18 protein-coding genes are annotated in these 13,346 nt (G+C 42.3%); 8 read left to right on the top strand and 10 right to left on the bottom strand.

Annotated features, from left to right (window positions below):
• Position 1 precedes the first annotated feature (1 nt).
• A complete protein-coding gene (locus F9817_RS08425) occupies positions 2 to 271 on the top strand; it encodes a DUF2960 domain-containing protein (RefSeq protein ID WP_161154521.1) in 270 nt (89 codons plus the stop codon).
• Between the two features lie 43 nt (positions 272 to 314).
• Here F9817_RS08425 and nagK read toward each other — a convergent pair whose 3' ends face one another.
• Both nagK and F9817_RS08415 read right to left on the bottom strand, forming a co-directional pair.
• Positions 315 to 1,223 carry an N-acetylglucosamine kinase gene (gene nagK, locus F9817_RS08420; RefSeq protein WP_161154520.1) on the bottom strand — a complete coding sequence of 303 codons (909 nt, stop codon included), beginning with the start codon at positions 1,221 to 1,223 and terminating at the stop codon, positions 315 to 317.
• A gap of 94 nt (positions 1,224 to 1,317) precedes the next feature.
• The gene (locus tag F9817_RS08415; protein ID WP_161154519.1) at positions 1,318 to 2,073 is read right to left on the bottom strand and encodes a tRNA-uridine aminocarboxypropyltransferase; all 756 of its coding nucleotides are present in this window, start codon (positions 2,071 to 2,073) and stop codon (positions 1,318 to 1,320) included.
• 84 nt (positions 2,074 to 2,157) lie between these two features.
• Here F9817_RS08415 and F9817_RS08410 point away from each other — a divergent pair, with 84 nt between their 5' ends.
• On the top strand, positions 2,158 to 2,949 hold the full coding sequence (locus tag F9817_RS08410; RefSeq protein WP_161154518.1) for a sterol desaturase family protein: 792 nt from the start codon (positions 2,158 to 2,160) through the stop codon (positions 2,947 to 2,949).
• Between the two features lie 193 nt (positions 2,950 to 3,142).
• Positions 3,143 to 3,637: a C40 family peptidase gene (locus F9817_RS08405; protein WP_161154517.1), complete on the top strand. Its 495-nt coding sequence runs from the start codon at positions 3,143 to 3,145 to the stop codon at positions 3,635 to 3,637.
• 9 nt (positions 3,638 to 3,646) lie between these two features.
• Here the strand turns inward: F9817_RS08405 and F9817_RS08400 are convergent, their stop codons facing one another.
• Entirely contained in the window at positions 3,647 to 3,988 is a 342-nt protein-coding gene (locus F9817_RS08400) for a DUF3802 family protein (RefSeq protein WP_161154516.1), read from the bottom strand.
• Positions 3,989 to 4,392: 404 nt separating this feature from the next.
• Between F9817_RS08400 and F9817_RS08395 the strand changes: the two genes are divergently transcribed.
• Both F9817_RS08395 and F9817_RS08390 read left to right on the top strand, forming a co-directional pair.
• Positions 4,393 to 5,259 (top strand): fructosamine kinase family protein, encoded by an 867-nt coding sequence (locus F9817_RS08395; protein WP_161154515.1) that lies wholly within the window; start codon positions 4,393 to 4,395, stop codon positions 5,257 to 5,259.
• A gap of 251 nt (positions 5,260 to 5,510) precedes the next feature.
• Positions 5,511 to 5,714 (top strand): CPXCG motif-containing cysteine-rich protein, encoded by a 204-nt coding sequence (locus F9817_RS08390; RefSeq protein ID WP_161154514.1) that lies wholly within the window; start codon positions 5,511 to 5,513, stop codon positions 5,712 to 5,714.
• A 108-nt stretch (positions 5,715 to 5,822) separates the two neighbouring features.
• On the opposite strand, the gene F9817_RS08385 is transcribed toward F9817_RS08390, so the two are convergent.
• On the bottom strand, positions 5,823 to 6,434 hold the full coding sequence (locus tag F9817_RS08385) for a riboflavin synthase subunit alpha (RefSeq protein WP_161154513.1): 612 nt from the start codon (positions 6,432 to 6,434) through the stop codon (positions 5,823 to 5,825).
• A gap of 146 nt (positions 6,435 to 6,580) precedes the next feature.
• On the opposite strand from F9817_RS08385, the gene F9817_RS08380 reads away from it, so the two are divergent.
• The 3 genes from F9817_RS08380 (at position 6,581) to F9817_RS08370 (ending at position 10,414) form a co-directional block, all read left to right on the top strand.
• Positions 6,581 to 7,975 carry an MATE family efflux transporter gene (locus F9817_RS08380; protein WP_161154512.1) on the top strand — a complete coding sequence of 465 codons (1,395 nt, stop codon included), beginning with the start codon at positions 6,581 to 6,583 and terminating at the stop codon, positions 7,973 to 7,975.
• Positions 7,976 to 8,080: 105 nt separating this feature from the next.
• Positions 8,081 to 9,088 (top strand): DUF3080 domain-containing protein, encoded by a 1,008-nt coding sequence (locus tag F9817_RS08375; RefSeq protein ID WP_161154511.1) that lies wholly within the window; start codon positions 8,081 to 8,083, stop codon positions 9,086 to 9,088.
• 228 nt (positions 9,089 to 9,316) lie between these two features.
• Entirely contained in the window at positions 9,317 to 10,414 is a 1,098-nt protein-coding gene (locus tag F9817_RS08370; RefSeq protein ID WP_161154591.1) for a Fic family protein, read from the top strand.
• Positions 10,415 to 10,652: 238 nt separating this feature from the next.
• On the opposite strand, the gene F9817_RS08365 is transcribed toward F9817_RS08370, so the two are convergent.
• From F9817_RS08365 to F9817_RS08340, 6 genes are all read right to left on the bottom strand, one after another.
• Positions 10,653 to 11,042: a DUF3024 domain-containing protein gene (locus tag F9817_RS08365; protein ID WP_202436396.1), complete on the bottom strand. Its 390-nt coding sequence runs from the start codon at positions 11,040 to 11,042 to the stop codon at positions 10,653 to 10,655.
• Positions 11,043 to 11,115: 73 nt separating this feature from the next.
• Complete coding sequence (locus F9817_RS08360; RefSeq protein WP_161154510.1) at positions 11,116 to 11,457, bottom strand: antibiotic biosynthesis monooxygenase; 342 nt, start codon at positions 11,455 to 11,457, stop codon at positions 11,116 to 11,118.
• A 74-nt stretch (positions 11,458 to 11,531) separates the two neighbouring features.
• A complete protein-coding gene (locus F9817_RS08355; RefSeq protein WP_161154509.1) occupies positions 11,532 to 11,867 on the bottom strand; it encodes a zinc ribbon domain-containing protein YjdM in 336 nt (111 codons plus the stop codon).
• A gap of 111 nt (positions 11,868 to 11,978) precedes the next feature.
• Positions 11,979 to 12,536 carry a nucleotidyltransferase domain-containing protein gene (locus tag F9817_RS08350; protein WP_161154508.1) on the bottom strand — a complete coding sequence of 186 codons (558 nt, stop codon included), beginning with the start codon at positions 12,534 to 12,536 and terminating at the stop codon, positions 11,979 to 11,981.
• A complete protein-coding gene (locus F9817_RS08345) occupies positions 12,537 to 12,824 on the bottom strand; it encodes a putative quinol monooxygenase (RefSeq protein ID WP_161154507.1) in 288 nt (95 codons plus the stop codon). It abuts the gene before it with no gap.
• Positions 12,825 to 12,866: 42 nt separating this feature from the next.
• A complete protein-coding gene (locus tag F9817_RS08340; protein WP_427916702.1) occupies positions 12,867 to 13,343 on the bottom strand; it encodes a 2TM domain-containing protein in 477 nt (158 codons plus the stop codon).
• Positions 13,344 to 13,346 lie beyond the last annotated feature (3 nt).

Genomic DNA, 13,346 nt, shown 5'->3' with positions numbered 1-13,346 from the left:
CATGTCGCGCACGATTATTTACACCTATAAAAACGAAGAAAAAACGCTGACGTTTACTTATGAAAAGTATCGTTCTATCCATGAAGCAGTTGCAGATGCTGAAGGAATCGATCTCACTGAATATCTAAAAATGGAACAGCAAATCGAAGCGATTTCTGATAAAAAAGCGGTGCGTAATTACCGTGACAATCACTTTAGAAAATTGGGATTTGGCACAATTACGTTGAAGCCCAAAGAAAACTTCGGCGTAGGAAAAAAACCTAAATCATAATATTAGGGCTGCAGTTATGCAGCCCTTTTACGTTCGGCAAATATTAACGAATATTCAGAAACGCAGCACCACGTACACCACCAGAATCACCATGGCGAGCTTTTACAATTTGTGGGCATTTAGCCACAGAAAGCAAATATTGAGGGATGCGCTTTGGTAACTCTTCATAAAGCAAATCGAAGTTAGACAGACCACCACCTAGCACCACTACATGAGGATCATTGGCGGTAAACAGGTTCGCAAAACAGATCGATAAGAACTCAAGAAATTTATTCACAAATTCCGTCGCATCTTTTTCACCCTGTTCGTAAGCGTTGATGATGTCTGGTGCTGATTTTTTCTCACCATAATCATGGGCATACAAAAGCTCAAAACCACGACCGGAAAGATAATTATCTAAACACCCTTTTTTTCCGCACCCGCATTGTAGTAACGGAGGATTGTCACCTAAAAAGAACCAAGCATCGATAGACACACGCATATGCCCCATCTCACCAGCCACGTGATTGCGACCAGAGAAAATCTTTCCGTCATACACCAAACCGCCACCAAAGCCAGTGCCAAGAATAAGCCCCATCACAGATGGCGATTGACGAAACTCTTCATCCCAAGCTTCTGACAGCGCGAAACAGTTAGCATCATTTTCAATTCGCACTGAACGACCAATGGCAGCTTCTAAATCGGCACGCATCGGTTTACCATTTGCAGAAGCAATATTCACCGTGAGAACCGTGCCATCATCGGCATCTTCCATTCCTGGGATTCCCAGCCCGACTAAGCCTTTTTCGCCAAATTTCTCGTCATAGCGTTCAACAATCTCCGCAATGGATTGAATCAGTCGCTGGTAATCTCCGGTGTCGGTTGGCACACGCTCTGTGGCGACGCGATTTAACTGCTCATCAAACGCACCGAATTCGATTTTTGTCCCACCGACATCAAATCCGTAATACATTACGCTACTCCTCGTATTTGGGTTCTTTACTTTCCTGTTTTACTTAAGCATACCATTAAGATACTGTTTGTGCGGTATTTTCATGCATATTCACTCACTTATTACTTTCTTGTGACGTTATACCGTGTTGCGATAGCGTATCACGATAACGTTGCAGTGCTGGTCTTGCAGAACTGTAAGCGGAGCGACTTTTCCCGCGCATATAGCTTTCCTTAAACGCTTCAAACCAAGCATGTAATACCTGTGCGCCCCAATGTTCACCTACCGCGTCAAGCACTAAACAAGCCACCTCTGCGGTGGCCAAATGCTGTTCATTATCTGATTTACGCATCATATATTCAGATAGCACGGTAGGATGCACAGATATCATCGGCAAATCAGCCAAGTAACTCGATTTTCTAAATATTTTTTTGGCTTCGCGCCAACTTCCATCCAGAAAAATTAACAGTGGTTTTTTACCTGATTGAACCACGGAGTTAGGCTTAATGGTTCTTGCTTGATCCTCCTCATGTTCTGCAGGAAAAACCAACACAGGATAGTAGGCAGGATCGTTTAACAGCGCTAACATGGATGGATCAGGTTGCGTGCGGTTCCACTGATAAACAAAGGTTTCTTTCACTGTGTCTGCAATCAAACGGCCTGTATTACTCGGCTTAAACACCTCGTTTTCAGACAATATCAGTAACACTGCAACGTCTGTTGTAATATCCGGTTGATCGGCGCATAAACAGGTTTTTTTATCGACTCGACAATATGGACAACGATCGATTTTAGCGCCTCTGGCAGCAAATGGACGAGTTGATAGTTGCAAGCGATGTTGATACAAATGGTGAAAACCGTGAATTCTCATTATGACTAATAGTGGTGACAAAAATGGTGAGAATTCTACTGCTGGTTATCTGCTGAAGCCAGCACTAATAGTGAGGGGATGCGAATGAATGGATACAATCAATGGGTACATTGGAGTTTCTTTCTGTTAGTTTTTATTATATTCGCAATTTGGGAGTCGAACCGCCCTAAACGCACGCTCACCCAAGTCAAACGACTACGCTGGCTAAATCATATCCTGCTCGCGTTTGCCAATTTGTGTCTACTGTATTTTCTGATTCCATTTTATTCGATTACATCCGCTATTTGGAGTCAATCTAATGGGTTTGGTATTTTAAACACTTTTCACTATCCCCGCTGGGTCGAGCTAGTGATCACTTTACTCGTGCTCGATCTATCGCTTTACTGTGTTCACGTTTTATTCCATCGCTTACCTTTACTGTGGCGCATCCATTCTACTCACCACAGTGATTTAGATGTTGATGTGACAACGTCACTAAGATTTCATCCTGTCGAAGTACTACTGATGGTCTGGGTAAAAATCGGGATAATTACACTTCTTGGCGCGCCCGTTTTTGCTGTCACTGTCTACGAAATACTATTTGGTTTATCCATCTTGTTTAATCACAGTAATATTCGTTTGCACCCTTTGCGTGAGCGCCAGTTAAGAACATTAATCGTGACACCAGATATGCATCGAGTACATCACAGCAGAAATCCGTATGAAACCCATAGCAATTTTGGCTTTTCAATTTCACTTTGGGACAGGTTACTCGGCACCTACACCGCTCAACCACTAATGGGCCACGAGCGCATGAAGCTTGGTCTCGATCGCTTTCGTCACTCCCGTGAACAGTGGATTGATAGGCTGATTAGTCAACCATTTAAATCTCGTTAACAGTGAATCCTAATCGTTAGGTGATATAAATCCTTCAAGTCAATGAAACGTTAGGGATATTCAAACCGAGAGCAGAAGCAAGCTTTGACATTCTAAATAACTGTATGACAAACGCTCTGCTACACTGCAGTCAAAATAATTGATATTTTTATGTGTATTAATAATGAACTTCAATGCTGTTTGCATTCCTAACATGACCCAATCGCTGTTTACTTGCTGCATCATAAGTGTGCTTTTCATTACCGGATGTTCTTCGTCCCCCAACCTGACTCAGCAGATACGAGCGGATAAAAATACCCTGCATACGCCAGCTGAGCAGCGAGAGTTACCTCTATTTTCTGTCTATGAAAACTGGCAAGGCGTTCCTTATCGTTGGGGAGGAACGACACAAAGTGGAGTCGATTGTTCCGCATTTGTACAAATTGCTTATCGCGAAGCGTGGGATTTTCAGCTACCGAGAACAACAACAAAACAAAGCCATGTAGGAATAGCAATAAAAGAACAGCAGGCGAAATACGGAGATTTGGTGTTTTTTAAGATAGGTCGAAAATCAGAACATGTGGGGATTTATTTGGGCAACCATCGCTTTATGCATGCTTCATCATCAAAAGGCGTTATCATATCACGCTTGGATAACCCGTATTGGGCTAATACGTTCTGGCAATTTCGTCGTATCCGCCCTAACTAACTATCTAGATTAGTCGTACGTTGCAACTGCAGTATCAAAAAGGTTTTTGACTAAGGCAATGTATTCATCCAAAAACACGATTTGACTATTGGTTGCTGGTTTTTTCCAAACGCCAGCGAGAACCTCACTCAAATCTTCAACCACGTCATCTGCTTCTTTTAGCAATTTGAAGCGAACGCTTGAGTGTAGTTCAGGGTTCTGTTCAAAGATGGCCATAATATTACTTGCCACCATGTCAGTGACAACATCTTCTACGCTCTCTTCGCCGATATCACCTTTATCGGTGAAAACATCAAGGTTGAACGAAAGGTGCTCTATGAGTGCTAAGTAACCGTCGGTTTCTACAACCACTTTTATTCCCCGCTTATACTGCTAAGAAGTTTAACCAGCTTTTATACTAATTCATGTGCGCCCAATTTAACAAGACCGAAACGGCGAATGTGGCGCTTTGAGCCAAATATTTGAACAATCGATATTTTTTGCTAAGTAAAACACAAATTATCATTGACGTATCATTCTAGTTAGGTTGCATATCGTTACGTTCTCATTCTTTGGCTTAACGAAATAAGTATAGGCATAAATATCATCCTTTAGCTCAACTTAAATACCCCTATTATTTCCAACTGGATCACGTTTCAAGAGTGAATTTTAAGTTAAAAGAGATGTACATCTGTTTTACCTAACGTGGCGAATGCTCAACAATTGGCTAAGATAGTAATGGTAGCGCAGTTTGCGGCGCGAAAAGGAGTGTGATTATGTGGCCAGCAATAGCTCAACAACTCTCAGATACCTTGATGTTTGAATACAATATTCAAGAGAAACGCCGCATCTCTGGTGGTGATATTAGCCAGTCCTACATGATAAGTGATGGTCGTGAGCGGTACTTCGTTAAAACGAATGAACGAGAATTTCTCCCTCATTACTTGGCAGAAGAAGCGTCCCTGAAACTACTTAAAGAAACTCGCACTGTCTTTGTGCCCGAAGTCGTATTAACCGGTCAATCCAAGCAGCACTCGTTTATCATTCTTAATTACCTCCCAACTCATTCGCTAGAAGATACTCATTACAGTCGTGAATTTGGTATCCAATTGGCACATCTGCACAAATGGGGAGAGCAAAAACAATTTGGATTTGATGAAGATAACTACATTGGAACCACTATCCAACCCAATGCTTGGACTAATAAATGGTCAGTGTTTTTTGCCGAACAGCGCATCGGTTGGATGCTGCAATTGCTGAAAGAAAAAGGCTTAGAGCTGGTGGACATTCCTACTTTTGTCAGCTTAGTACAAGAGAAACTGTCTCATCACGACCCAAGGCCTTCATTACTCCACGGTGATCTATGGAGTGGCAATGCAGGACAGTGTGACTTTGGGCCTATCTGCTACGATCCCGCTTCATACTGGGGTGATCGTGAATGCGATCTAGCGATGACAGAACTGTTTGGTGGATTTCACACAACGTTTTATGAAGGTTACGAAAGTGTTTGGCCGCTCGACAATGGCTACTACCAACGCAAAGATATTTATAACCTGTACCACCTGCTCAATCATTACCATCTTTTTGGTGGACAATATTTAACGGAAGTAGAAACGCTGATCAAAAAAATTCAGCAATCATAATCGCCGATCGTTGATGATCATCCTCGGCAACATTAACGGTTTAATACTAGATTAAGCCGTTATACCCCCTTCTTAAGTAAATTTAGATAACCCATTGAAAGACAATACTATTTATGGTTTTTATTATTCAAAAATGTGAGCAATCGATGTGCTTTTTCTCGCTTAACTTCTATTATTGATAAGTAAGATAGTTACGCTTCGTCAATGGAACGACGATGAACCCGAAGTGAACATGAAGCGAGGGCTTAACCATGAGAGGTATTATTGGTAAAACCATTCAATGTCCACACTGTGGGCATCATATCCCCGTTAATCTGGATACATCACTTGGCAGTGAAGAATTTTATGACGACTGCCCTGCTTGCTGTAATCCAATTCATTTTAATTTGCGAGTCGATGAAAGAGAAAACACCATCGAACTTGATGTTGATGCTGATGATGAACAATATTTCTAATAACCCAGCGCCAGTTGCAGATATTGCCCTCTGGCGCTAACGTTACTATTAATTACTGCGATAAGTGACAATGTCACTCAAAGGATATCCGTTTGCCATACCTAACGCTTAGTGAGCTCTATTTTCCATCACACGTTCCACGGTATCGACAATCGCTTGAGTTTGCGGGTCCAATTCTACATTAACCGCATCACCGACTAGACGTTCACCAAACAGTGTTCTGTCGAGCGTTTCAGGAATCAAGTGTACATTAAAACGATTTCCGTCTACTTCCCCAATGGTTAACGAACAACCATCTAAGCCAATGAACCCTTTCGGTAAAACATATTTCATCAAGTCTGTTGGTAATTCAAACCATAAGGTTTTATTGTTCGGTGTCACGATGACTTCAACGATATTGGCCGTCGTCGTAATATGCCCAGACATTGTATGACCACCAATTTCATCGCCGTATTTCGCCGCACGTTCTATATTTACTTGGTCACCCACCTTGACTGAACCAAGATTGGTTAACGCTAACGTTGCTTGCATAAGGTCAAACGAAACCAGGGCTCCGTTGATTTCCGTTACCGTCAAACAGCAACCGTTATGAGCGACTGACGCACCAATTTCAATGTTCTCATTAAGTGGCGGAGCTAACTCTAGTGTGTGGGTTTGAAATTGTTCTTTTTTGTCGATAGCAACCACAGTTGCTTTCCCTTTTACAATACCAGTAAACATATTTATCCTCTGGACGAGTTTTTCATGGTGCTTAGTGTGACATTTCTTTATCATTCGCTCTAGTCATCTTTCAAGAAACCTATTTACAAGCCTATCGGCCTTGTATCTGTTCTCTTCGCATACAGCGTGCATTTTTGGAGTCGTTTGTGCAACGTTATAAAAAAGAAGCCTCTAACTTAATTAAGCTAGCGGCACCCGTTTTGGTCGCTTCTATTGCTCAATCTGGAATGGGATTTGTCGATACAATCATGGCAGGCGGTGTGAGTGCCACCGATATGGCTGCGGTTTCTGTTGCATCAAGTTTATGGTTTCCCATCATTTTATTTGGTGTTGGCTTATTGATGTCACTGGTACCTGTTGTGGCACAACTCAATGGAGCATCAAGACAAAAGAAAATCCCATTCGAAATCCAACAAGGTATTTCGATGGCGTTATTTTTGTCCATCCCCATCATCGTTTTGATTTTGAATACTGGATTTATCATCAAAGCCATGGGAGTTGAAGCTCATATGGCTGTCAAAACCATGGGCTATTTACACGCTATTATCTTTGCCGCACCTGCATTCTTGTTATTTCAAGCATTACGCAGCTATACCGATGGAATGGCATTAACAAAACCGGCGATGGTCATTGGGTTTATTGGTCTGCTATTTAACGTCCCTCTTAACTGGATATTTGTGTACGGCAAATTTGGCGTACCCGCTTTAGGTGGGGTTGGTTGTGGTGTCGCGACTGCGATTGTTTACTGGCTAATGTTTATATTGTTGCTCTTTTATGTGGTGACATCGAAACGGTTGAAACATATCGAACTGTTTTCTACGTTTTATCGCCCGCAGCTCAAAGAACAGTGGAATCTCTTCAAACTTGGTTTTCCCGTTGCCGCCGCGTTATTTTTTGAGGTGACCTTATTTGCTCTTGTCGCTTTATTGGTATCACCATTAGGCTCATTGGTAGTTGCAGCACACCAAGTGGCGATTAACTTCTCGTCCTTAATTTTCATGTTGCCAATGAGTATCGGTGCGGCTGTCTCCATCCGCGTTGGGAATAAGCTTGGTGAAGAAAACTTGCATGGCGCCACAGTCGCGAGCAATGTGGCTTTGATGATTGCAGTATCAACTGCAGTGATCACCGCTACGTTAACCTTTTTACTGCGCCAATATATTGCAGAACTGTACACCGATAACCCAGCAGTGATTACGCTGGCAATGCAATTATTACTGTTTGCCTGCATCTATCAATGTACCGATGCCATTCAAGTGACTGCAGCTGGTGTTTTGCGTGGGTATAAAGATATGAGCGCCATTTTTGTCCGCACTTTTATTGCATACTGGGTATTTGGCCTTCCGACGGGTTACATTTTGGGGCTCACAAATTGGGTCGTTCCCGCCATGGGCGCGCAAGGTTTCTGGATTGGGTTTATCATTGGCTTAAGTTCAGCGGCAGTGATGCTCGGACATCGTTTATATTGGGTACAACATCGTGGTGGTGCACAATCGTTGGGTTATACGGATCGGCATGACGGTAATGAATATGCCGTTTGAGCGATCATAATTCGCCAGCATCATTATGATCGTGTCTACCCAGTGAGTACGTATAATCACTGGGTATAGCGGTCAATCATCAAATGATACTTAGAGGAGGATGCGATGACAGTTAGATTGTTGATTATCTCATCCATCGCTGTTCTTTTTCTGAGCGCTTGTCAATGGCAGCGCCCGCACATAGAGCAACAGTTTTCAACCTATCTTGCACGCATCGCTAATATCCAAGATGTAGATCCTATGCCCGAACCAAGCATTCAAACACAATCACTGCCTGACAAACGCGCCCTAAATCATCAGATTCCTGCAGTGACGTTGGGCATTCTCGACAGTTACCAGCTTCGTCATTGTCAGCTATTTCATTTAATTGCCGAGCGCAATTCTATTTTAGGTAAAGTTCAGGATCTATTTCGTAACCTTGACTACCAAATGGCGTTACTGCATGGTCTTCATCATTGTATTATCTCACCCGAAATAGATCCCAAACTGAAACATCAGCTCACTCAAGTAACAAAAACAAAAGAACAGCAGTTACCCTGGCAATGGTATAACTTTTTATACACCAGTGATGTTATGCGACACCAGCTCTCTAGCCATCGTTGGTATCTTCGTGATCGGAATTATGGTGATATTCAATCGGCATTAACCGCATTACTCACAGTAAACCAATGGGTGATGACGCGGCCTCATTCAACGCCGTTGCCCCAACCTATCACGCCTTATCAAGAAACTTTAGATAAATCGCCTTTGCTTGGCGATCTCATGTTTTCGATGACCAACCTAACTCATTGGCTTAATACCGCAACACAGCAACTTAAGCATCATGATTCTGCGATTTGGTGCGGCTCAAATCGCGACCAGCGACGCTTTCACCAATTGCAAAATGTTTTTTACAAATATTACGTCGGTGACATTCAGCCCTATCTCGCTTCCGTCGATAGTGCTTATCAAAAAATCCAGTTTATTGCGCCATTATTCGCCTCATCTTCACTAAACACAGTCTCCCCTTTTCCGTTAAAGAAAGTCCATCAAGAATTTCGGCAGGCGACATTACATCACATTGCGTATTGGCAACATTTATTTGAGCGCTGTGGCGTTAAAGTTGGACAATAATATTTATTTATAATCAATTACTTAAAAGAAAAATTTGAGTTCACCAATGCTTGAGGTATCGTTTTTTACGGTCATAAAGATTAAGTTATAGTGCGTTAAAAATAGTAATTATCTTAGATTGATGCAAATACACTGCTAATTCGCATCATAAAATGAGTTGTTTAAGAGTTTTATTTGAATCATAATGTGAGTCAAATAAAACTCTCATTTGACTCACTGGTGAACATGATGTGGATATGGCAACGTGAACAATGGCCCAATTTTACCTGGGATAAACACCAAATCGAGCCGCGTTTGCGTCAAGTAAGATTAAACCAAGGTATCTTGGTCGGCAAAGTCAGTGCTCAATCCCAAGACGAAAAGCAAACTATGCTCGATACCCTACTGGCTAATATCGTCCACTCTAGCGCCATTGAGGGAGAAAAGCTTAATGCTTTTTCCGTACGCTCATCGCTGGCGAATAAATTGGGGTTAAGTGAGGAACGTCCATTTCCAACTACCGAACAAACCGATGGCTTAGCCGATATTATGCTTGATGCGGTAGAAAACCTCGACGAACCTCTTACTCTCAATCGCTTATTGCAATGGCATGAGAAGCTATTTCCCGAGGGATATACTCTATTTAACCCCGTGATAGGTGGCCAATTACGCGGTCATGCCCCCATGCAAGTCGTATCAGGGAGAATAGACCGACCAAATGTGCATTTTGAAGCGCCCGATCGTGCTAGGTTAGACCAAGAACTCGAGCGTTTTATCCACTGGTTTAATGAATCTAAACAAGATTACTCGCTTGATCCGCTAGTGCGGGCTGCACTCACCCATCTGTGGTTTGTTACGTTACACCCACTCGATGATGGCAACGGACGTATCACCCGTTTATTAACCGACTTGGCATTAGCACAAGCCGAGCATCAGTCTGTGCGCTTCTATGCGATGTCTGTGGGCATATTGGCTAATCGCAAAAGTTATTATCAGATATTAGAGCATACACAAAAAAGCGATGTGGATATTACCGAATGGCTACTTTGGTTTTTGGATACGCTCGAGCATACGTTTGCCAGCGTATTGGCAGACATCGATCAAACGGTTTATAAAACCAATTTTTGGCGCCATATCGACCAAACTAAGCTTAATAGTGAGCAAGTCAAGGTGTTGAATCGTATGCTTGATGGCGACTTTGCCCAAGGTATCAATACCAGTCAATATCAAAAAGTGGCGAAGGTCAGCAGAGCAACGGCAACTCGCCACCTGACCGCCTTGGTAGAACATCACTGTTTAATCCGCTCAGATTCAGGTGGGCGTAGCACCCGATATTTACTGCCATAAATAACAGCTCTTCCTCAGCCTTGCCGAATCATTTATTAGGGGTTGAAGAAGAGCTGTAACATGTGGAAACTCATAAAGTTATGGCGCTAAATGATTTAGTTATAGTGCTTTGGAATTCATTCAAATAGTCTAACGATGCAAGTTCGAAAGCGTTATTAACAAGCATAAAGCGAGCGTACGATCATTCCTTTGCACTACTAGACATCCACCAGCTGTTTTAAGCAACCGGTCAAAAGAACTATCCCCAAAAACACCCCATTTCATCGGTTTCAAGCACTTCAATAAAACTTTCCAAGCGATCAACGGTTGGGTCAGGCTTATAAGTATGCCATTTTAGATCAGAACGCATCCAAAAAATCTTCCAATGTTGTTGAGTGTTGACAAATGTGGCTTTGGCAATCGAATGGGTTTGGATCACGCTTGTATCTTTCCAATGGGGACGAACTTCAAAGACTTCAACACTGTAGTCGTAAACTCGAAAACTTAAATCAACCTTATTGCGAATTTTAGGTTCAGGCCGACGAGATTCAATATACTGACTCATCATTTTTTCGTAGCGTTTTTGTTCAAATTCAGAAAATGCCATCACTACCTCTATACGACAAAATTGCTCATTATTAGAATGCATACAGTGTACCGAGATATCAGTGAGGAAGTACACCTAAAATACAGCAATGCTAATCAAAAGAGCATGTTATTCGCTAACCAGCCTGATTGTCAGACGCGATAAATTCATAATCACGTTCAATTTTAGCAATGCGCGTTTTAAAACTGGTATACCATTTCTCACGGCCAAGTTTTTGTGCTTCAAGATGTTCAATATTGGTTTTCCAACGTTGTATCGAATGAAGATCTTGCCAATACGACACTGTAATACCGACGTCTTCTCGTGCAGATTCCACGCCTAAAAAACCAGGTTCTTGTTGAGCTAACACCAACATTCTTTCGGCCATAGCTTGATACCCCTGCGTTAATTCACTACGGAGTGAGGTAAAAATAACAGCATAATAAGGGGGTTGTGGTGTTTGAGCGATTAAAGACACAGTGGGATTCTCCTTTTCTTATAAAAATAACGCCTCATCGTGAGGCGTTATTTATATTCATCGTTACGGCAGGGTTACGCTTTCTTGACGAAGGCTGCCGTCACCATCATCTCGCCCGCTTTATCAACTTTACAATCAAGCTGATGATCTTTGCCTTCAACAATCCGACGAATGATCGCTTTAGTCCCGATTTTTAAAACAAGAGAGCTACCTTTTACTTTCAAATCCTTAACTAAAGTGACCTTGTCACCTTCAGCAAGCAAAGTACCATTTGCATCTTTAACGTTAAGGGCATCATCTTGCGCGATTTCATCAGGATTCCATTCATGAGCACACTCAGGACAAATCAAATGCGCTTGATCTTGATAGACATACTCAGACTGACAATTTGGACAAGGAGGAAACGACATAACAATATACTTCTCTATATAAACACAGTACCAGTACATAGAGTGACATGTTTTCTATCGCGTTACCATAAACGCCTATATTGCTTTGATAAGCTCCTCATCCGCGAATGGTCAAAGCTTATTCACTAATTGTTTCAAATACGCTTTCGTCAGTTGATGATTATCACGACTTAGCCATTTAATGCAGTCAAAGAGCTCCCATAACAGACCGTCATCACCATTGGTATAAGCTTCAAATTGATCATGTGTAGGCGCTGGTTCATCTGTGAGGCGATGTTCTACGATGCCCTGATGATCAAAGAGTATTTGGTAGGGCTTTGCGATTAAAAATGGCTCGTTAACGTCCGCACAATGAATTTCTGCGCTGGTCAAATCAGTAAAAATATACTTTTTAAAAGTGGCAAGGTCATTATGGTGCCCTTCTAATTGATAGAAAATGTCCTTACTTTGCTCAAATTTGGCCAACGCCTCCTGCGCACAACGATGAAATTCATTTTGTGTGAATACAATGACATCCGCGTCAGAAACACGATCTCCAGTCCCAGCAGCCAAAGAACCCAGTAACACCGCAGCAATCACATCCGGCTCATGAATAAATGCCTCAGTCACCGAATCGACCAAAGCATGTTGTAAAGGAAGATGATCAAGATCCAACGCATTATCTGACATCTATGCCTCCTGCAAGCCTGTGACACTGTAATGTCTAGCGACATTTTTCGTCACTTGTCCCCAATGAGATTGCTTAACCCGGTGTTGATGAGCCATAAAAGCGGCTTGATCGACAAAAACTTCATACACATCAAACCTGCACGCTTGTTCAGGATGGGGCGTAACGTGAAACTCGATACAGCCGGCTTCTGCGCGTGTTAACGCAATATGTGTCGGCAGTTCAGCTTGTACGGCAGCCAATTCTGCTCCTGGAACAACGATATATCCTTGTAAAATAATACTCTGCAACTCTCAATTCCTTACGATCTATTTTATATACACTCTCAACCACTATTTACGCCCTAAGCGCTTTTCAATTTGTTTTTTCTCCCATTGAGGGCCAAAAAGATTCACTAACTGAAATGCATTTAAGCCATGAATGACAATACCAATCCCCCAACCTAATGCTGGCCACACAGCCCAAATATAGTGAGGATTGGTTAATATATTCACGACAAACAGCGCTGCAATAACAATCACATAGGTCACCAGACTGGAATAGAAACCTTTGATGGCCTGAACCTTCTTCTCCACTTTTTGCTGTTCATCACTGATTACCGCACTATCGCTATGAAGCGCTGCTGTATCACTAAGTTGCAGCTCTGCGATACTGATTTCAAACACAGCAGCAAGGGATTTTAGAGATTCTAGGCTGGGCTTTTGGCCTCTCTCTATACGTTGAATTGTACGAACACTCAATCCCGAGAATTGGGACAGTTGCTCTTGAGACCAGCCTTTTTGCAAGCGACGTTGTTTGATCAACACCATTTC

Origin of the sequence: Vibrio eleionomae, from assembly GCF_009874545.1 — a bacterium.
Taxonomy (GTDB): domain Bacteria; phylum Pseudomonadota; class Gammaproteobacteria; order Enterobacterales; family Vibrionaceae; genus Vibrio; species Vibrio nitrifigilis.
Note: the sequence above shows the minus strand (reverse complement) of the source record. Positions and strands in the feature narration are given on the sequence as shown.

What these genes read in the sequence shown, in the direction of transcription:
- F9817_RS08425 (WP_161154521.1), top strand. Translation starts at nt 2, where the DNA reads ATGTCGCGCACGATTATTTACACCTATAAAAACGAAGAAAAAACGCTG.
- nagK (WP_161154520.1), bottom strand. Translation starts at nt 1,223, where the DNA reads ATGTATTACGGATTTGATGTCGGTGGGACAAAAATCGAATTCGGTGCG.
- F9817_RS08415 (WP_161154519.1), bottom strand. Translation starts at nt 2,073, where the DNA reads ATGAGAATTCACGGTTTTCACCATTTGTATCAACATCGCTTGCAACTA.
- F9817_RS08410 (WP_161154518.1), top strand. Translation starts at nt 2,158, where the DNA reads ATGAATGGATACAATCAATGGGTACATTGGAGTTTCTTTCTGTTAGTT.
- F9817_RS08405 (WP_161154517.1), top strand. Translation starts at nt 3,143, where the DNA reads ATGACCCAATCGCTGTTTACTTGCTGCATCATAAGTGTGCTTTTCATT.
- F9817_RS08395 (WP_161154515.1), top strand. Translation starts at nt 4,393, where the DNA reads ATGTGGCCAGCAATAGCTCAACAACTCTCAGATACCTTGATGTTTGAA.
- F9817_RS08390 (WP_161154514.1), top strand. Translation starts at nt 5,511, where the DNA reads ATGAGAGGTATTATTGGTAAAACCATTCAATGTCCACACTGTGGGCAT.
- F9817_RS08385 (WP_161154513.1), bottom strand. Translation starts at nt 6,434, where the DNA reads ATGTTTACTGGTATTGTAAAAGGGAAAGCAACTGTGGTTGCTATCGAC.
- F9817_RS08375 (WP_161154511.1), top strand. Translation starts at nt 8,081, where the DNA reads ATGACAGTTAGATTGTTGATTATCTCATCCATCGCTGTTCTTTTTCTG.
- F9817_RS08370 (WP_161154591.1), top strand. Translation starts at nt 9,317, where the DNA reads ATGTGGATATGGCAACGTGAACAATGGCCCAATTTTACCTGGGATAAA.
- F9817_RS08365 (WP_202436396.1), bottom strand. Translation starts at nt 11,042, where the DNA reads ATGCATTCTAATAATGAGCAATTTTGTCGTATAGAGGTAGTGATGGCA.
- F9817_RS08355 (WP_161154509.1), bottom strand. Translation starts at nt 11,867, where the DNA reads ATGTCGTTTCCTCCTTGTCCAAATTGTCAGTCTGAGTATGTCTATCAA.
- F9817_RS08350 (WP_161154508.1), bottom strand. Translation starts at nt 12,536, where the DNA reads ATGTCAGATAATGCGTTGGATCTTGATCATCTTCCTTTACAACATGCT.
- F9817_RS08340 (WP_427916702.1), bottom strand. Translation starts at nt 13,343, where the DNA reads ATGGTGTTGATCAAACAACGTCGCTTGCAAAAAGGCTGGTCTCAAGAG.